The following is an 18,962-nucleotide window of genomic DNA, read 5'->3' as shown; positions in this document are numbered from 1 at the left end:
TCGTATGCAATTTCTGTGCACATAGGTACCTTTTTCAAGGCAGTATGGAAAAGGATTGTATTGATTCTCTCGTGGTTAAAGTCAACAGTAATTACCTGAAGCTTAAGGCTGGTTATCTCTTTCCTGAAATTTCTAGGAGAGTGAACGTTTTTTGTGAGGCTAACTCTAAAGCAGATTTGATAAGACTTGGTATTGGTGATGTGACTGAACCTTTGCCTGAGGCTTGTTGCAGGGCAATGAAATTAGCTATTGAAGATATGGAAAGCCATAAAGGCTTTCATGGCTATGGTCCAGAGCAAGGCTATTTATGGCTTAGAGAAACCATTGCTAAAAATGATTTTCAATCTAGAGGTTGTGATGTTTCTCCTGAAGAAATTTTCATTTCAGATGGTTCAAAATGTGATAGCAGCAATATTTTGGATATCCTAGGTCAAGGTAACCACATAGCAGTTACCGATCCTGTATATCCAGTTTATGTAGATAGTAATGTGATGGCTGGTCGAACTGGATCTGCTGACTCTTTAGGTCAATATGAAGGATTGTCTTATATACCATTGAACGCAGAAAATAATTTTGAAGCAGAAATACCTAAGAAGGCTGTAGATTTAATTTATTTATGCTTTCCTAATAATCCCACTGGTTCTGTTGCTAGTAAGGATCAATTGTCTAAATGGGTTGATTATGCAAATGAGCATGATGCGTTAATTCTTTTTGATGCTGCTTATGAAGCTTTTATTCAAGATTCATTTATCCCTCATTCGATATTTGAGATTGATGGTGCTCGAAATTGTGCGATTGAATTTCGGTCGTTTTCTAAGAATGCAGGTTTTACGGGAACACGCTGTGCCTTTACTGTGATACCTAAGACTCTCAAAGGGAAAACTGCTAATGGAGACATTGTTGATTTATGGTCTTTATGGAATAGGCGTCAAAGCACTAAATTCAATGGAGTGAGTTATATCGTTCAACGAGGTGCCGAAGCTGTCTATTCAAGTGAGGGAAGAGCTCAAATAAAGGAGCTTGTTAGTTTTTATATGAAAAATGCTGAAATTATTCGAGATAATTTATCTGGTTCTGGGTACACAGTCTATGGAGGGAAACATGCTCCGTATGTTTGGATCAAAACCCCAACGAACATAGATTCTTGGCAATTTTTTGACTTTTTACTTAATAAAGCAAATATTGTTGGGACGCCTGGGAGTGGGTTTGGTGCTGCTGGAGAGGGCTATTTTCGTCTTTCTGCTTTTAATAGTAGAAAGAATGTAGAAGAAGCGATGAGAAGAATCTCAAGTCTTTGACTTTGTAAAAATACAAATAGACCCTAAAGTTGTCATAATTACCACTTTTTTAATGGTGGAGAAGGTAAATGTTAGCCCTAGTGGGGCACCAGTTATTGAGAAGCAGGCTGAAAGAGTGAGGCAGACATCTCCTCGATATAAGGTTTTGCTTCACAATGATCCTGTTAATTCAATGGATTATGTGGTCAACACTTTGCGTCAGGTTGTCCCACAATTAAGTGAGCAAGATGCCACTGCAGTAATGCTTGAAACGCACAATACTGGAATAGGTTTGGTTATTACTTGTGATCTTGAGCCTGCAGAATTTTATTCTGAATCTCTTAAGGCGAAGGGTTTAACAAGCACTATTGAACCAGAAACCTGATTAATAATATACCTACTGCTATTTGGAATAATTGGTTGCTTCAGAGGTACAGCTGGATACCAACAATCTTGTTTTTCCCTATTTTATATTTAGCTGGATGGCTAATAGCTAAATTTTTAGCCGTATTTTTTTATGACCTCGATTTAGAAGATATTTCTCTATTAGGTACAATTTTCAGTTTTATTTTTTTTCTTTTATCTTTGCCAAGTTGGGTCAGATTAAGATGGAAACAAAAAGAGAGTTGTTATGTTTTAGGCTTAAGTTTTTTAGATAGACAATCTTTTTTTAGAGCTTTTTTTAGAGGGTTTGGTTGGGCTTTGGGTTTAATCGGTATTGTTTTGATACCACTTTTGTTTAGCCCTTGGGGGAGCTGGGTAGGGCAATTAAATTCAGCTGATTTAGTAAATGCTGTTTTCTTAGGCCTTGGTGTTGGTTTTGCAGAAGAACTGATTTTCCGTGGTTGGCTATGGAGTGAATTAAATCTTTTCTTTAATCCTCAAACAGCTGTTTTGGTTCAGGCTGGAATTTTTAGCTTTGCTCATTTTCTTGCTCTTCTGAAATCAGGATTGGCTTTTTTAGAGTTATTTGCTCTTTTGTTTGGATTATTTTTGTTAGGCTTAGTTCTTGCTTTGAGAAGGCGCTTGGATAGAGGGGTTTTGAGTGGCTGTATTGGTTTGCATGGTGGCTTGGTATCAATATGGTTTTTAATTAATAATAGTTTGGTAGATCTTGCTCCAAATACACCTAGCTGGTTGATAGGGCCTGGGGATTATTCCCCTAACCCGATTGGTGGAATTTTTGGAATTGTTGGGTTATCTTGTGTTCTAATTTGTTATCGCACTGCTTTTGCCATTGCTGGACGACCCTCTAGCGGAGAACGTAATGCTTCATCCAAAGATGCAATTCCATAGTCTCTTTCTAAAAGATCCATAACTGTTCTGCCAAAGTTGTTAGGAGCGATATCAAAAGCTTCTAGGCAAATTCTTCCAAAGGTTTTACCCATTGGCTCAGGATTCCATAAAAGTTTTCGAGCTGTCCATGGCATCATACTCATAGGATTGTATCCAGGTTTGATTAGACCTTTGTCAAAACCATATTGTTCTAAATGCGTATGCGGTTGTAGTCCTATGAAAAATATTGCAGGTTCAACTTTGTTGGATCCAAAAATTTTTTCTAGTTCTCGATGATATGCAATTGTTTGACGAATAGTATCTACTCTTTCATCGATCACATTAAATGAGTAATTTACTGATACGTGATCTTTAAACCCTGCATTGGCAAGTAATCGACAATTGTCCAAAACTGTCCTTAAGTTATATCCCATCCGCATTTTTCTCACTAACTCTTGAGAACCGGAAGTTATCCCAATTTCGAAATAACTCATTCCAGTTAGGACCATTAATTCTGCTAATTCTGCATCTAGATTATCTGCTCGAATATAAGCAGCCCATTTCAAATCACTCATTTTCTCTTTATGTATTGCTTTTAGTAGTGATTTAGCATCTTCGATATATTTTCGAGCAGGAATAAACTGTGCGTCTGTAAACCAAAAATTGCGAATTCCTAAATTATATAGCTGTTTAATCTCATTAATAACTTCTTCAATTGGATTAACTCTAACTTGTTTACCTTCTACAACTGTATATACACAATAACAACAGTTGTGAGGACAGCCTCGTTTAGTTTGAACGCCTATGTAAAAATCACCTCCTTCCAGATACCAATTTAGTTGAGGCCATATAGATGCTATATATGAATAATTGCAAGCTGTTTTAGGAGCACTATTAGGTTGTTCATGAATTAATCCAGGTCTAGGTGATTCACCAATTACAAAACACCTTTCGTTATCAATTGCTTCTTCTTTAAGAATTTTCTCTAATAAAGGTTCACCTTCTCCAATAGATATAATTGTTCCTTTTGGAAGTGTTTTCCCTAATTGTTCATAAAAAACACTTACTGCACCTCCACCTATTAAGGCACGGGCATCTTTATTATGAATTTTTGCTTGTTTGAGTCCTTTCTTGATTAAACCTTCATTTCTCCATAGCTCTCCATAGTGACTCTTCATTAAATTGAACCCGCCAAGAGCTCCTCTTAATCTTTTGAGCGGATTACGTGCATAAAAAGCTTCAAATGAATATTGAAGAGGGTTGCCTCCTCTCCCATCAACAGGTGCATAGATTTGGATATCCCTCCAGGAAAAGACTAGTAATGTTGGCTTAAAATTTTTGATGTTGGATATTAAAACTCTTTCCACATCAATCACAGGAAGAGCAGCTAGATCAAGAATCTTTTGAGATAAAGACGGAAAACATTTGTGTAAGTGATCCGCAAGATATATAGGGCCTATAGGAAATATTGGATTACAGGGAAGTCTAATTATTAAGACTTTTGCAGTGTCTAAAAGAGGAGACTTTTGCCTGGAGTTGTTTTTTTTATTGGATTGCGTTTGGCTCATTCTAAGATCTTACAATTTCCCCCATGATTATGTTTGTCTTGATTACAAGCTTTACTATTTCTAAAAAACGACCTTGCTTTCTAGAGATTCTTGAATAGTTTATATATAAGAATGACATTTTTGTCAATATTTTCTGACTGCTGGGCTTGTTTCTTCTTTTTCATCAAATTTGAATAACTCTTTTTATTTTATCTAGTCCCTTAAGAGAATTTATATAAGTTTTAGAAGTTAAAACACTATAATTTACGATACTTATCAGTAGAAATATATCTTTTGAGTATCAAAGAAAAAAGTTAATTACCTCTTATTTTAATGGTTTTATTTGTACAATCTTGTGCTTATATTTATTGATTTTTCAGTAGTAAACCTTATGTCACTTTATAAAGCGTATAATTATATATTCAACTTCAATGTTTTATTATTAATAAATCCATTCAATGCCGGTGAATGGATTTGAACCATCGACCTACTGTTTACGAAACAGTTGCTCTGCCCCTGAGCTACACCGGCATAAAACTTATTTTAGCTTCTGATTCTTTTTATTCTTACTTCCAGCGAAACCTTGAACTTAGATCCTAATTTAAAGAAAAAACTCTTACAAGAGTCAAGAAACCCTTTTAGAGGTATACGTCGGCTCACTTGGATTTTATTAATGACTTCAGCTGGCTTAGGTCTTTTGATTATGACGGTGAGAGTTGTTTCTGGTGATCATGTTTTAAGAAATGATTTTGGCATTCAGATTATTGCGTTTTTAGTTTTTGCTACTCTGACTGTTTTTGATCGTTCTAAAGTCGATTAAATAATCTAAGGATTAGACTTTCTTCTGTGAGATGACGGCTTTTTTGTTGTATTACATTGGAATTGACTATTAATTAACTCTTAGACGTATTGTGAAATTTCTTTAGGTTGTTAATGATCGACGTTTGGTTACGAGCTTATAACCTTCGATAATGTCTCCTTCTTTCCAGTTGGCAAATCTATCACACCCAATTCCACATTCATAACCACTAGAAACATCTTTAACTGTATCTTTATTGCGCCTTAGAGAATCAAGATCTCCTTCGAATACTGTTTGTTGTGCTCTTTTGACACGAACACGACAATTTCTTTGTAATTTTCCGTTAGTAATATAACAACCTGCAACAGCGCTTTTGCCGATACTAAAGATAGCGCGGACTTCGGCTTCACCAATTTTCTCTTCTACCAAATCTGGTTCTAACAAGCCTTCCATAGCTAATTGAATATCTTCAAGTAGTTTGTAAATCACCTCATATTCTCTTACATCTACACTATTGGCATCCGCAGCTCTTTTTGCTCCAGAAGCCATGGAGGTATTAAATCCAACAATTACAGCACCTGAAGCTGCAGCTAGATCTACATCAGTTTCGGTGATTTCTCCAGGAGCTGATAACAGTACTCTTACAAGGACTTCATCTTTAGGTAATTGTTCAAGAGTCCCTAGAATTGCTTCGACACTTCCTTGTACATCAGCTTTCAGTATAAGATTGAGCTCTTTAAGATCACCTTCATTTGCCTGGCCTGAAATTGAGGATAGAGATACTCTCCTTGAAGCCATTTGCTGAGCAAGTCTTGTAGCTCTAGCACTAGATGCTCTATCCCCTACAACAGCTCTTGCAGATTTCTCGTCTGGATAGACTTCAAATTCATCTCCTGCTGTAGGAACTTCATTAAAACCAAGTGCTTCCACTGGACAAGAAGGACCAGCTGATTTCAGTCTCTTGCCATTTTCGTCAACCATGGCGCGTACTTTCCCTAGTACTGGACCAGCTGCTACTACATCTCCAGATTGAAGAGTACCATTTTGAACTAGCAAGGTGGCAACAGGGCCTTTGGCTTTATCTAAATGTGCTTCTATAACTGTTCCTTTTGCTAAACGATCTGGATTTGCTTGTAAGTCTTCAACTTCAGTAACTAGAAGAATCATTTCTAAAAGCTTATCGATATTCTCACCTTTTATTGCACTAACAGGAACCATAACAACATCACCACCCCATTCTTCAGCTACAAGCTCTTGTTCAGATAATTCCTGCTTAACCCGATCTGGTGAAGCGCCTTCTTTATCTGTTTTGTTGATTGCAACTACTATTGGAACTTTAGCTGCACGTGCATGGCTAATTGCTTCTAAGGTTTGAGGCCTGACGCCATCATCCGCAGCAACTACGAGAACAGCTACATCAGTAACTTTCGTTCCTCTCGCTCGCATTGCTGTAAAGGCTTCATGTCCTGGAGTATCGAGGAAAGTGAGTGTTCTTAGACGTTTATCATGCTCTACATCAACTTGGTATGCACCAATATGTTGCGTAATACCTCCTGCTTCACCAGCAGCAACTCTAGCTTTGCGAATAGCATCTAGCAAACTTGTTTTACCATGATCAACATGACCCATTACTGTTACGACAGGAGGCCTTTTTATTAAGTGCTTGATATCTGTATCTTCTATCATTTCGACAGTTTTCTTAGCAGCTTCTTCGATATCGTCTTGTAGAACCGGTACTCCAAACTCTTCTGCAACAGTTTCTATGGTTTGAAGGTCAAGTGATTGAGTTACTGTTGCAGTTATTCCTTTAAAGAAGAGAGATTTGATGATTTCGGAACTCTCTACACTAAGTTTATCAGCCAATTCTTGAACAGTAATATTGTCTTCAGGAACAACAATCATCTCAGGCCTGATTTGCTTTGCTTCACGAGCAGCCCGTAGTTCCATTGCTCTTCGACGTTGTCTTTGCCGAGTTGATTCTTTTTTGCGCTTGCGCAGAGCAGCTGAAGGTTTGGTTGTAGTCTTTTTATTCGCTTTCGGTTTAGCAGGACGAGCAAGGCTGGCTGAAAGTAATACAGCTTGTTGTTCTCCAGCAAAACCACTGGTCTCTGCAGTTAGAGCATCATCATTTTCACCAATAATATGAACCTTTTGGCGTTGTTTTTGAGGTGATTTATTTCGCAGGGCTTCAAGTTTGGCAGCATCATCCCAGTCCGATTTGCGCCTCCGTGATGAGCCTGGCACACCAGCCCGTGCTGGAGGCCTCTTAGGGCTGGCCGATGGAGTAGGCCTGTTAGAGGGTGGTTTCGCAGTGGGAGTGCTATCGTCTCGTTTCGGCCCTTTAGGCCCTACAGGTTGCTTTGTTGGAGGAGCGTTCCTTCCACCTGTTGGCTTTTGCAATTGCATAAGTTCGCCAGGAGCAACAGGTTTACGCATTCCTGGAGGCATTCCCGGTCCAGTACGCATAGGAGGACGACCAGCTGCATCAGAACGTCTACCTCCCCCTGGACGGGACATGTAATTATTTCTATTTGATTGTCCTGGACGGAAGTTGCCATCTCTTTGATTTTTATTATTGCTAGGCTTGTTTGTTCTTCTTATAGGTGCCCCTACTAGTTCAACACGGTTCGGTCTAGTTGGCCCCTGGGCATTGTTTTTTCTGTTAGAAGGACGATTTGAGTCCTTGTTTTGATTGTTATTGTTGGCGTATTGCGTATCTGGACGTTGCCTTTGTGAGGGGTTTTTATGTTGTCCATAGTTGGACTTTGGTTTAGGTGATATAGATTTTTGCTGGTTTTGAGATTGTAAATTTGGACGCGGCGGAGAGGCTAGTGGTCTTTGAGCTGTAGGTTTGGGAGGTGATAATTTTTTCTCTGAGATATTTGGTGATGGTTTTGGAGGCTTATTAATTAATTCTGGTTTCTTGTCAATTGGTTGAGGTTGTGGCTTGCCAATGATATTCGGCTTGTTTTTAGTTGGCTTATTTTGGAGATTTGTATTGCTCAGAGGCTGTCTAGTTGTTGCTACTGGTGCTTTCCTTGGAGGAGAGGGGTTTTGAGGTTGTTTGGGAGCTTTTATAGATGGTTTATTTGATCTAGAATCTTCGAAAGATGATTTTGGAGCTGTATTACTAGCAGGTTTCAAATGAGATGCTGTCTCTTTGTTAGTACTAGAGTTACCTAAAGAAGAAGGACGTGTTGGAGACTTTGCAATACTCTTTTGAGATTGAGATGCATTGCTTTTGTCTTTTGGCTTTGCCTCTTGGGGGGATTCTCTTTTTTGAGTAGAGGAAGTTATTCCTTTCTTAACAGACAGAATTTCCTTATTTGACGTTTGTTTTGAAGGAGCTAGTGATGAAGGTGAACCTTTTTTATTTTTTAGTAAATTCTTGATTTTTTGTGCATCTATATCACTTATTGAACTGCTATGGCTTTTTGCGGAAATTGAAAGTTTTTTTGCAGCATCAAGCACATCCTTATTTTCAAGGTTTAAATCCTTGGAAAGTTCGTAAATTCTGATTTTGCCGCTGCTTGTCATTAAATTTTTAGTGGTTGCGGTCAATTTGTTTTAAAGATCCTAATGATGTTGGATCTTTGTTTTATCTTGCCTTAGTAATTGAATCATTGCAGTGATTCAATCTATCTTGAAGGACTTCTATAACGCTAACGTCTACCTGACATCTCAGGGCTTTTTGTAAACGTTTTCGATGCCATGCTTCTTTTAGGCAGTTCTCTTGAGGGCATAGGTAGGCAGATCTACCCATCCCTTTATCTAGAACAACACCATCCTGATAGTCTCTGACTACTCTCCAAAGCTCTTTTCGGTCTATAAGCTTCCGGCAAGTAACACAGCGACGCAGGATCTGTTTATGTTTCACCGTGTTCTATCCTCGTGAGTTTCAATCTTAGACTCATCTGCATCTGAAATGGTTTCTTTCTTTTGATCTTCAATGTCATTTTGATTTGAGTCTGTTAAATCATTATTTTCAGATTCAGAAACTTCGTCTTCGTATTCGTCTTCAGGAAGAGGGTATAGTTCTCTTAAACGAGCATCCTCCTCAGCTCTTGCAGCTTGTTCAGCTGCCAACCGATCTTCTGCTTCTTTTTGTAGAGATTCTTCCTCTTCTCTTTGTGCTATTAATTCTGCAACCACAGCGTCTTCAGCAGCTTGGTCGTATTCTTGAGAGTTTTTGATGTCAATTTTCCAACCTGTTAACCGTGCAGCTAATCTTACATTTTGCCCTTCTCTACCAATTGCAAGGCTTAATTGATCTGGTGGTACAAGAACATGAGCATGTTGCCCTTCAGGGTCTACAAGCCTGACTAGTTCAACTCTTGCAGGGCTAAGAGAATTGCATATGTATTGAATTGGGTCAGCAGACCAACGAATGACATCTATTTTTTCACCTCTAAGCTCATTAACTACTTGCTGGATCCTTGAGCCTCTTGCTCCTATACATGCTCCTACAGGGTCCACTTCTCTCTCAATACTATCTACGGCAACTTTTGTTCGTGGTCCTACAGACCTAGTAGGAGGGTTAGCTTCTCTTGCAACTGCAACAATTCTGACAGAACCTTCTTGAATCTCAGGAACCTCATTTTCAAATAAATATACTACTAAACCTGCATTTGCTCTGCTTACAAATAATTGAGGGCCTCGTCTTGGAACTTCACTAACTTCCTTCAGAAATACTTTAAAAGTTGCATTAGCTCGATAATTATCATTTGGAAGTTGGTCTCTTCTTGGTAGCTCTGCTTCTACTTCTGGTCTACCTAGACCAGAACTTACAGCCATAATGACTGATTGACGTTCAAAACGTATGACTCGAGCAGTTAAAACAGGGTCTTCGAGATCAGCAAATTCTTCTTGAATCATTCTTCTTTGCTGATCACGTAATTTTTGAGCAAGCACCTGCTTAGTTGTAGATGCAGCCATTCTTCCAAACTCTTCTTTCTCTGGGGTTACATCAAGAACTACTGTGTCTCCGATCTGTGCATCTTCGGCTACTTGCATGACTTCGGAAAGAGCTATTTGATGGTCTTCACTCTCAACTTCTTCAACAATGATTTTACTTGCTAGGACTCTGTAACCTTCTTCATCAAGATCTAATCCAATATCAAAATTGCTGAAATACTCTTCTTCAAAAGGATTTTCATTAATACCTAAATATAGTGTCCTCCGATATCTCTCATACCCTTTAAGCAAAGCTTCTCTAAGAGCAGTTTCGATGACTTGGGGAGGGAGCTTTTTCTCCTCACTTATGTCTTCGATTAGATTATTGAGTCCAGGGAGGAGAACTAATGCCATCGATGATGGAAGGTTTGATTTTGAATGTTTGAGTTAGAATTTAAGTAGTTAAAACTATCCTGTAGGACTAGCTAGACGTACTTGGATAACATTCTCTCTAGGTATCTTACTCACCTTACCTTTGTTATTGATAAGTAGGTGATCTTTTGACCTTGTGTGGAGCAATCCACTTTGAATGACTTCAATATTTTCTTTGTTCTTTGTAGAAACTTCAATAGGAAAACCTTTGAATGTTTCGAATTCTTTGTCAGTCTTCAAAATGTCACTAAGACCAGGACTGCTAATTTCCAAAATATAAGATGCTTTAAAAAGATTGGAGTTTTCAATGGCGGTTTCCATTGGAAAACTAAATCCTGAACAATCATCTAAAGAAACATCTGTGCCATCTTTTTGACGAATTTGCACTTGAATTGTCATAGGATTGGTATTAGCAAGTACATGTAACCCAACTATCTGATAACCCTCTTTAGAAGCTGTTTGACCAGCTAAATGCTCTAAATCTCTGACGAGTTGGTTAGACAAGAGGCAGGGATGATTGGGTTGTGAGCCCAACAGTTTGCGATTTAACCTGCCTCCTCAAAGGGAGGTAACCGTCAGGTAAGCAAATTCTACTGGATTACCTTTTAATTTTCTATCTTTTGAAAAGTTTTTTCTGGCTTGTATTTTTTCAAGGTGCTTCCCTAACCATTTATTTTATTGCCAGCAGTAGAATTCAAGGGCATTGGTTTAAATCAGATTTGTATGAGACTTTCAGGATATTTTGCTTTTTTTACTGCATTCATTTTTTTCATTGCCTGGGTTAACCCTAGCTATGGTGAATTAACAGGTGATAAAGAATACTCTCATAGTTTTGTAGCTGACGCTGTTCAGCATGTAGCACCTTCTGTTGTTCGTATAGATACCGAAAGAACTATTGAACATGAAGCTTATGACCCGACTCTGATAGATCCTCTTTTAAGAGATTTACTAGGGGAGCCATCTCTTGGTCCTGAGAGAGAAAGGGGACAGGGATCAGGGATTCTTATTGATAAAAATGGTCTTATTTTGACTAATGCTCATGTTGTGGAGAGAGTTGATGATGTAAGTGTCACTCTTGCAAATGGCGATAAGACTAATGGATCAGTAATTGGAAAGGATTTAGTAACAGATTTAGCACTTGTTCGCGTAGAAGATTCACAAGCCTTAGAGGCGGCTCCTCTTGGCGATTCTGAAAAATTGAAAGTAGGAGATTGGGCAATAGCTTTAGGTACTCCTTATGGCTTAGAACGTACGGTTACACTTGGCATTGTTAGTAGTCTGCATAGAAATATCAACAGCCTTGGCTTTTCTGATAAAAGATTGGATTTGATTCAAACTGATGCTGCTATCAACCCTGGTAATTCAGGAGGACCTTTAGTTAATTATCTTGGTGAAGTAATTGGTATTAATACTTTAGTTAGATCAGGACCGGGAGCAGGCTTGGGTTTTGCAATTCCAATTAACCTTGCTAAAAGGGTTTCCAATCAACTATTAGAAACTGGTGTAGTTATCCATCCTTACTTAGGAGTTCAACTTGTCCCATTAAATGCACAAATTGCAAAAGAACATAATCTTGATCCAAATTCTTTAGTTCAATTGCCTGAAAGATCTGGGGCTTTAGTCCAGTCAATTCTTATAGATAGTCCTGCAGAAAAAGCAGGTTTAAGAAGAGGCGATTTAATTATTGGAGTTGATGATAAAGATGTTGCTGATCCTCAAGCTTTATTAGAGAAAGTTGAAGATTCTCAAATTGATATTCCTTTGCATTTAAAGCTTTTGAGAAATGATCGCGAGATAAAACTTTCTATAAAGCCTGAAGCATTACCAGGAATAAACTAGAACTATTATTATTACCAAGTTAAGATTTTTTGATGACAGATTTACAAACACAAATGAAAAAGGCTGTTGCAGAAGCAGCTGTGACACAAATTAAAGATGGAATGGTGCTTGGACTTGGTTCAGGATCTACTGCGGCGCTAATGATTGAGGCTTTGGGTTTAAAGCTTAAAGAGGGGGTGTTAAAAGATATTGTTGGAGTAACGACTTCTTTTCAAGGTGAGGTTCTTGCTTCACAGTTGGGCATCCCTTTAGTTGCATTTTCGGCGGTTTCAAAAATTGATTTAGCTATTGATGGTGCTGATGAAGTTGATCCATCTTTTCAGCTAATTAAAGGGGGTGGAGCTTGTCATGTTCAAGAAAAGCTTGTTGCATCAATTGCTGAGGAGTTTGTTGTTGTTGTGGATTCAACTAAACTTGTTAAGAAATTGAATTTAGATTTCAAGCTCCCTGTTGAAGTTTTACCATCTACTTGGCAATTAGTTCAAAATAGACTTAAAGAATTAGATGGAATAGCGGCTCTTCGAATGGCTGAAAAAAAAGCTGGTCCTATTGTTACTGATCAAGGTAATTTAGTTCTTGATGTTAGGTTTCAAGATGGAATTAATAATCCTGAGTTAATAGAAAAAGAAATTAATAATATTCCTGGAGTGTTAGAAAATGGTTTGTTTATAAATCTTGCAGATCAAGTTTTAGTTGGTGAAATTATTGAAGGATCTACCTCGGTTAATCATTTAAAGAAGAATTAGAGTTCCTAATTTTTATAGACTCTGAATGACTATGTAGACCTTCGCTATTAGCTAGTTCAATAATTGCCTTGCCAGTTTCTTTTAAGGCTTCCTCAGAGAAATCTATAATAGATGAGCATTTCATAAAAGTTTCAACGCTTAACGCACTGCTAAATCTTGCTGTTCCTGAAGTCGGCAAAGTGTGGTTAGGTCCTGCTAGATAATCACCAGCAGCTTCAGGACTCCATTTGCCTATAAAAATTGCCCCAGCATTTTTAATTTTTGAGGTAAATTTAAAAGGATTTTCTATTAATAATTCTAGATGCTCTGGTGCAAAATAATTACTTAACTCTGCACAAGTTCTTATGTCTTTGCATAGAACAATTAAACCCCATTTATTAAGAGATTCACGACAAATCTCTTCACGCGGATGATTCTTTAGTTGATTATTTATTTCTTTAGTGATGTTTTTTGCGAGTTGTATTTCGGTAGTTAATAAAATTGCTGAGGCTAAAGGATCATGCTCAGCCTGCGCAAGTAAATCAGCAGCAACCTGCTTTAGGTTTGCAGTATGGTCGGCAATAATTAATACTTCACTTGGTCCTGCAAGAGAGTCAATGCCCACTTGACCATATACAGATTTTTTTGCCAACGTTACATATAGATTTCCAGGACCACTAATGACATCCACTTTTGGGACGGATTCAGTTCCATATGCAAGTGCAGCGATTGCTTGTGCTCCTCCTATACGGAAAATTTTTGTAATGCCAGCAATATATGCTGCAGCTAGAACTGTTGAATTGATTTTCCCATGAGTACCGGCTGGAGTGGTCATTATTATTTCTTCTACTCCTGCTACAGCTGCAGGAATTGCATTCATTAGTACGGTGCTTGGGTAAGCAGCTCTTCCTCCCGGGACATAAATCCCTGCTTTTTGAACAGCCCCCCAGCGTCTTCCAAGTTTTTCTCCATATGTACCTTCTATTAGAAAATCCTTTGGGATTTGAAGCTTATGAAATTGTTCGATTCTTTGCTTAGCTAGTTTTAATGCCTCTTGTAGTTCTTTTGGAGTTTTTTCCCAAGCTTCAATGAGTTGATTTGGTAATACTTCTAATGGTTCCGGGATAAAACCATCAAATTGTTTGGTGTATTTAAATAATGCATTGTCTCCAGATGCTTGAACTTCCTTGATAATCTCTTTGACAATAGAAAAAGCCTTCTCTTGACTATCTAATGAAGTCCTAGCAGAAATCAGATCGAGCCTTTTAAGAACTTCCTCTGAATCCTTTATGCAATCAATTATTTTCCCACTTTCTGCCAAGTTTCTCTTAAGAACTCTTGTTCTAAATTAGATCCTTACCTATTTAACTGTCTGATATGTTGCAGAACATCTTTTCGTTTGGTTAGGTTGTTGAGGTAGAATTTATCTACAATGACTATTTATTCTCAGGGTCAGTGGCCAATAACAATTCAGCTAAGAAACGCATACAGATTGCTGAGCGCAATCGGATCCAAAATAGATCTTATAAATCATCTCTAAGAACTCTAATGAAAAGATGCTTTACAGCATGTGGAGAATATACAGATAAACCTAGCGATGAAGCTAGAGAGAATGTTCGTCAAACAATGAATGATGCTTTTAGCAAAATTGATAAGGCGGTAAAAAAAGGAGTCCTTCATAGAAATAATGGAGCAAATCAAAAATCTCGACTTTCTTCTGCTGTGAAAAAAGTTGTTGAATCTATTTCCAAATAAATGAAATCTGTAGGTTGAAATCTCTAGTTACACAGGAAATATTGAACTATGTATAAACACGATTTGATAGATAGCCATTGTCATGTTGTTTTCCCAAATTTTAAAGATGATTTAGATGAGGTTGCTTCAAGATGGAGAGAAGTAGGAGTTAAAGCTCTACTGCATGCTTGTGTCAAACCGTCTGAAATACCTGATATTAAATCTCTTGCAGATAGATTTCCAGAGATTAGATATTCAGTAGGGTTGCATCCTCTTGATACAAAATCCTGGATTGAAAATGACACCATTGAGACTTTAAGAAATTCAGCGCTAGATGATAAACGAGTCGTAGCTATAGGCGAATTAGGATTAGATCTTTTTCGAGATTCCAATTTAGAAGAGCAATTGGCTATTCTTATTCCCCAATTGGATTTGGCATATGAATTGGATTTGCCTGTAATTATTCATTGCCGAGATGCTGCCTCACCTATGTTTGACTTATTGAATGAACGTAGAGAATCTGGCCGTGCGGCTAAAGGTGTAATGCATTGTTGGGGAGGTACCTTAGCGGAAATGGAAGGTTTTTTAGATTTAGGCTTTTATATAAGTTTTAGCGGTACTGTTACTTTTTCAAGTGCTAAATCAATTCATGCTTGTGCTGTGAAAGTACCAGAGAACCGTTTTCTTATTGAAACAGATTCTCCTTTTTTAGCACCTGTTCCAAAAAGAGGGAAGAGGAATGAGCCCTCTTATGTTCAGTCAGTGGCCCATAAAATTGCAGAACTAAGAGAGCAAAACTTTGCCTCAGTAGCCTTTAGTAGTACTGCTAATGCAAGAAGATTGTTTGATTTACCATAAATTACAGAATATTGTGGATAAAAAAATCATATAAGTGTACTATTAAATATTGTCTTGGGCTTGGCGTAGTTCAAATGCGTCATTATCTGGAGAATCTAATTTCTCTAAAAGAGTTTTTGCTGACGCCTTACTTTTTGGTGCGAGTTCATTGAGCTTCTAGTGTTTGTTCCTTTCAAAATAAGAGAGGAGCAATTTCTTTATTTGATCATTGACTCTTTGCATTAGTAACGATCACTCCCAAGATAAGATCCTTCCTTTACAAGCAGTAGGTTCTCGAATGAGTAGAAGCGCCATTCAGGTAGCTAAGACCGCTACATATTTACCCGATTTGGTAGAGGTACAACGGGCAAGCTTCAAATGGTTTTTAGAAAAAGGCTTAATTGAGGAACTTGAGAATTTTTCTCCAATTACTGACTACACTGGAAAGCTAGAACTTCATTTTATAGGTGATGATTATAGGTTAAAGCGCCCTAGGCATGATGTTGAAGAGGCGAAAAGGAGAGATGCTACATTTGCCTCTCAGATGTATGTGACATGTAGATTAGTTAATAAGGAAACTGGAGAAATAAAAGAACAAGAAGTTTTTATAGGCGAGCTTCCTTTGATGACCGAAAGAGGGACATTTATTATTAATGGCGCTGAAAGAGTAATTGTTAATCAAATTGTTAGAAGTCCTGGGGTTTATTTTAAAGATGAGCAAGATAAAAACGGTAGGAGAACTTATAATGCGAGTGTTATTCCTAATCGAGGTGCATGGTTAAAATTTGAAACAGATAAAAATGATCTTCTGCATGTACGAGTAGATAAAACTAGAAAAATAAATGCACATGTTCTCATGAGAGCCATGGGGCTTTCAGATAATGACGTAATAGATAAATTAAGACATCCTGAATATTATCAAAAGTCTATTCAGGCGGCAGATGATGAAGGGATTAGTTCAGAAGATCAAGCATTATTAGAACTATATAAGAAATTAAGACCTGGGGAACCTCCTTCTGTGAGTGGAGGTCAGCAACTTTTACAAAGTAGATTTTTTGATCCTAAAAGATATGATTTAGGTAGGGTAGGAAGATATAAAATAAACAAAAAGCTACGCTTAACTATTCCAGATTCGTTAAGAACATTAACCCATGAAGATGTTCTTTCTACAATTGATTATTTAATCAACTTAGAACTGGATGTTGGTGGAGCTACCTTAGATGATATTGATCATTTAGGTAATCGTAGAGTTAGATCAGTTGGGGAATTACTTCAGAATCAAGTTCGAGTTGGACTTAATCGATTAGAAAGAATAATTAAAGAAAGGATGACTGTTGGTGAAACTGATTCCCTAACTCCAGCTCAATTAGTCAACCCTAAGCCTCTTGTTGCTGCCATTAAGGAATTTTTTGGTTCAAGTCAATTGAGTCAGTTTATGGACCAAACTAATCCATTGGCTGAGTTAACTCATAAAAGACGTATATCTGCCTTAGGCCCTGGAGGTTTAACTAGAGAGAGAGCAGGCTTTGCTGTTCGTGATATTCATCCTTCTCATTATGGTCGTTTATGTCCTATAGAAACTCCTGAAGGACCTAATGCAGGTTTGATCAATTCTCTAGCTACTCATGCAAGAGTTAATTCATATGGTTTTATTGAGACTCCTTTTTGGAAAGTTGAAGAAGGCAAAGTAATTAAAGAAGGAGATCCGATTTATCTTTCTGCAGATTTAGAAGATGAATGCAGAGTTGCACCTGGTGATGTTGCCACAGATAAAGATGGCATGATAATTGCTGATTTAATCCCGGTAAGATATCGACAAGATTTTGAGAAGGTTCCTCCTGAACAAGTTGATTATGTTCAACTGTCTCCTGTCCAAGTTATTTCAGTTGCTACATCTTTAATACCATTTGTTGAACATGACGATGCCAATAGAGCACTCATGGGTTCAAACATGCAACGTCAGGCAGTTCCACTTTTACGGCCAGAGCGACCCCTGGTAGGAACTGGTTTAGAAACCCAAGTTGCTAGGGATTCTGGAATGGTTCCTATCTCTCAGGTAAATGGAACGGTAACTTTTGTAGATGCTAATTCCATTGTTGTTACTGATGAAGAAGGGGGGGAGCATTTGCATGATTTACAGAAGTATCAAAGATCTAATCAAGACACCTGTTTAAATCAAAGGCCAATAGTAAATAACGGTGACAAGGTTATTATTGGCCAAGTATTGGCAGATGGCTCTGCTTGCGAAGGTGGGGAAATTGCATTAGGACAAAATGTTTTAATCGCATATATGCCTTGGGAAGGTTATAACTATGAAGATGCGATTTTAGTTAGTGAGAGATTAGTTAAAGATGATCTGTATACTTCAGTACATATAGAAAAATATGAGATAGAAGCTCGTCAGACAAAATTAGGACCTGAAGAAATTACACGTGAAATTCCAAATATTGCTGAAGAGAGTTTAGGGAATCTCGATGAAATGGGAATTATTCGAGTAGGAGCTTTTGTAGAGAGTGGAGATATTCTTGTCGGGAAAGTTACTCCTAAAGGTGAATCTGATCAACCCCCTGAAGAAAAACTATTGAGAGCTATTTTTGGTGAAAAGGCTAGAGATGTAAGAGATAATTCTCTTAGAGTACCTAGTACAGAAAGAGGACGTGTTGTTGACGTAAGAATATATACCAGAGAACAAGGAGATGAACTCCCCCCTGGTGCAAATATGGTTGTTAGAGTCTATGTAGCCCAACGAAGAAAGATTCAGGTTGGCGATAAGATGGCTGGCAGGCATGGCAATAAAGGAATAATTAGTAGGATTTTGCCAAGAGAAGACATGCCTTATTTGCCTGATGGTACCCCAGTAGACATAGTTCTAAATCCACTTGGTGTACCTAGCAGGATGAACGTAGGTCAAGTGTTTGAATTGTTAATGGGTTGGGCCGCAGCTCATTTGGATTGCAGAGTTAAAGTAGTCCCCTTTGATGAAATGTATGGAGCAGAAAAATCTTACGAAACAGTGCAGCTATATCTAAAAGAAGCTGCTAAATTGCCTGGGAAAGAATGGGTATTTAACCCTGATTATCCAGGTAAGCTTTTATTGCGTGACGGCCGGACTGGAGAAGCATTTGACCAACCAGTGGCAGTTGGGTATTCCCATTTCCTTAAATTAGTCCACCTTGTTGATGACAAAATTCATGCAAGATCTACTGGACCTTACTCTCTTGTCACCCAACAACCTTTAGGAGGTAAAGCTCAACAAGGTGGCCAGCGTTTAGGAGAGATGGAGGTATGGGCCTTAGAGGCATACGGGGCAGCATATACATTGCAAGAACTTCTCACAGTTAAGTCAGATGATATGCAAGGTAGAAATGAAGCACTAAATGCGATAGTGAAAGGTAAACCAATTCCTAGGCCAGGGACTCCTGAATCCTTTAAGGTGTTAATGCGAGAGTTGCAATCATTAGGATTGGATATTGGTGTATATACAGATGAAGGAAAAGAAGTTGATTTAATGCAAGATGTTAATCCTAGAAGGAGTACTCCAAGTAGACCAACATATGAATCATTAGGTTCTGATTATCAAGAGGATTAACCTTTTTTATCAACT

General features: G+C 37.9%; 15 protein-coding genes and 1 tRNA gene. 9 read left to right on the top strand and 7 right to left on the bottom strand.

The annotated features are described in order from the left end of the window. The first annotated feature begins 71 nt into the window (after positions 1-71). The 3 genes from O5636_RS05620 to O5636_RS05610 all read left to right on the top strand — a co-directional run bounded on the left by O5636_RS05620 (position 72) and on the right by O5636_RS05610 (position 2,573). Entirely contained in the window at positions 72-1,298 is a 1,227-nt protein-coding gene (locus tag O5636_RS05620) for an LL-diaminopimelate aminotransferase (RefSeq protein ID WP_269623531.1), read from the top strand. A gap of 52 nt (positions 1,299-1,350) precedes the next feature. Next, positions 1,351-1,662: an ATP-dependent Clp protease adapter ClpS gene (gene clpS / locus O5636_RS05615; protein ID WP_269621842.1), complete on the top strand. Its 312-nt coding sequence runs from the start codon at positions 1,351-1,353 to the stop codon at positions 1,660-1,662. Positions 1,663-1,730: 68 nt separating this feature from the next. After that, a complete protein-coding gene (locus tag O5636_RS05610; protein WP_269621841.1) occupies positions 1,731-2,573 on the top strand; it encodes a CPBP family intramembrane glutamic endopeptidase in 843 nt (280 codons plus the stop codon). Here the strand turns inward: O5636_RS05610 and O5636_RS05605 are convergent. After that, positions 2,495-4,120, bottom strand: a complete 1,626-nt coding sequence (locus tag O5636_RS05605) for a photosystem II high light acclimation radical SAM protein (RefSeq protein WP_269621840.1) — start codon at positions 4,118-4,120, stop codon at positions 2,495-2,497. The two genes, O5636_RS05610 and O5636_RS05605, sit on opposite strands and share 79 nt — an antisense overlap. A 438-nt stretch (positions 4,121-4,558) precedes the next feature. After that, positions 4,559-4,630: transfer RNA gene (locus O5636_RS05600), tRNA-Thr, on the bottom strand. Positions 4,631-4,682: 52 nt separating this feature from the next. On the opposite strand from O5636_RS05600, the gene O5636_RS05595 reads away from it, so the two are divergent. Then, the gene (locus O5636_RS05595; RefSeq protein ID WP_269621839.1) at positions 4,683-4,919 is read left to right on the top strand and encodes a photosystem II assembly family protein; all 237 of its coding nucleotides are present in this window, start codon (positions 4,683-4,685) and stop codon (positions 4,917-4,919) included. Between the two features lie 102 nt (positions 4,920-5,021). On the opposite strand, the gene infB is transcribed toward O5636_RS05595, so the two are convergent. From infB to O5636_RS05575, 4 genes are all read right to left on the bottom strand, one after another. After that, the gene (gene infB, locus O5636_RS05590; RefSeq protein WP_269621838.1) at positions 5,022-8,435 is read right to left on the bottom strand and encodes a translation initiation factor IF-2; all 3,414 of its coding nucleotides are present in this window, start codon (positions 8,433-8,435) and stop codon (positions 5,022-5,024) included. 61 nt (positions 8,436-8,496) lie between these two features. Beyond that, positions 8,497-8,775 carry a YlxR family protein gene (locus O5636_RS05585; protein WP_269621837.1) on the bottom strand — a complete coding sequence of 93 codons (279 nt, stop codon included), beginning with the start codon at positions 8,773-8,775 and terminating at the stop codon, positions 8,497-8,499. After that, complete coding sequence (nusA, locus tag O5636_RS05580; RefSeq protein ID WP_269621836.1) at positions 8,772-10,205, bottom strand: transcription termination factor NusA; 1,434 nt, start codon at positions 10,203-10,205, stop codon at positions 8,772-8,774. The genes O5636_RS05585 and nusA overlap by 4 nt, the downstream gene beginning before the upstream one ends. Before the next feature lie 54 nt (positions 10,206-10,259). Further along, positions 10,260-10,727: a ribosome assembly cofactor RimP gene (locus O5636_RS05575; RefSeq protein ID WP_269621835.1), complete on the bottom strand. Its 468-nt coding sequence runs from the start codon at positions 10,725-10,727 to the stop codon at positions 10,260-10,262. 219 nt (positions 10,728-10,946) lie between these two features. Between O5636_RS05575 and O5636_RS05570 the strand changes: the two genes are divergently transcribed. Both O5636_RS05570 and rpiA read left to right on the top strand, forming a co-directional pair. After that, complete coding sequence (locus tag O5636_RS05570; protein ID WP_269621834.1) at positions 10,947-12,062, top strand: trypsin-like peptidase domain-containing protein; 1,116 nt, start codon at positions 10,947-10,949, stop codon at positions 12,060-12,062. 32 nt (positions 12,063-12,094) lie between these two features. Continuing rightward, the gene (rpiA, locus tag O5636_RS05565; RefSeq protein WP_269621833.1) at positions 12,095-12,808 is read left to right on the top strand and encodes a ribose-5-phosphate isomerase RpiA; all 714 of its coding nucleotides are present in this window, start codon (positions 12,095-12,097) and stop codon (positions 12,806-12,808) included. Here the strand turns inward: rpiA and hisD are convergent. Continuing rightward, the gene (hisD, locus tag O5636_RS05560; protein ID WP_269621832.1) at positions 12,786-14,108 is read right to left on the bottom strand and encodes a histidinol dehydrogenase; all 1,323 of its coding nucleotides are present in this window, start codon (positions 14,106-14,108) and stop codon (positions 12,786-12,788) included. The genes rpiA and hisD overlap by 23 nt on opposite strands. A 134-nt stretch (positions 14,109-14,242) precedes the next feature. Between hisD and rpsT the strand changes: the two genes are divergently transcribed. The 3 genes from rpsT to rpoB all read left to right on the top strand — a co-directional run bounded on the left by rpsT (position 14,243) and on the right by rpoB (position 18,947). Continuing rightward, a complete protein-coding gene (gene rpsT, locus O5636_RS05555; protein ID WP_269621831.1) occupies positions 14,243-14,542 on the top strand; it encodes a 30S ribosomal protein S20 in 300 nt (99 codons plus the stop codon). Positions 14,543-14,590: 48 nt separating this feature from the next. Further along, the gene (locus tag O5636_RS05550; RefSeq protein ID WP_269621830.1) at positions 14,591-15,379 is read left to right on the top strand and encodes a TatD family hydrolase; all 789 of its coding nucleotides are present in this window, start codon (positions 14,591-14,593) and stop codon (positions 15,377-15,379) included. Between the two features lie 277 nt (positions 15,380-15,656). Then, complete coding sequence (rpoB, locus tag O5636_RS05545) at positions 15,657-18,947, top strand: DNA-directed RNA polymerase subunit beta (RefSeq protein WP_269621829.1); 3,291 nt, start codon at positions 15,657-15,659, stop codon at positions 18,945-18,947. Positions 18,948-18,962: the final 15 nt, after the last annotated feature.

This window comes from Prochlorococcus marinus str. MIT 0918, assembly GCF_027359415.1.
Taxonomy (GTDB): Bacteria; Cyanobacteriota; Cyanobacteriia; order PCC-6307; family Cyanobiaceae; genus Prochlorococcus_E; species Prochlorococcus_E marinus_C.
The sequence above is the reverse complement of the archived record's forward strand: the minus strand, read 5'-3'. Positions and strand labels throughout refer to the sequence as shown.

Coding starts and splice junctions, on each gene's coding strand:
- clpS (WP_269621842.1), top strand. CDS start 1,351: ATGGTGGAGAAGGTAAATGTTAGCCCTAGTGGGGCACCAGTTATTGAG.
- O5636_RS05605 (WP_269621840.1), bottom strand. CDS start 4,120: ATGAGCCAAACGCAATCCAATAAAAAAAACAACTCCAGGCAAAAGTCT.
- infB (WP_269621838.1), bottom strand. CDS start 8,435: ATGACAAGCAGCGGCAAAATCAGAATTTACGAACTTTCCAAGGATTTA.
- nusA (WP_269621836.1), bottom strand. CDS start 10,205: ATGGCATTAGTTCTCCTCCCTGGACTCAATAATCTAATCGAAGACATA.
- O5636_RS05570 (WP_269621834.1), top strand. CDS start 10,947: ATGAGACTTTCAGGATATTTTGCTTTTTTTACTGCATTCATTTTTTTC.
- rpiA (WP_269621833.1), top strand. CDS start 12,095: ATGACAGATTTACAAACACAAATGAAAAAGGCTGTTGCAGAAGCAGCT.
- O5636_RS05550 (WP_269621830.1), top strand. CDS start 14,591: ATGTATAAACACGATTTGATAGATAGCCATTGTCATGTTGTTTTCCCA.
- rpoB (WP_269621829.1), top strand. CDS start 15,657: ATGAGTAGAAGCGCCATTCAGGTAGCTAAGACCGCTACATATTTACCC.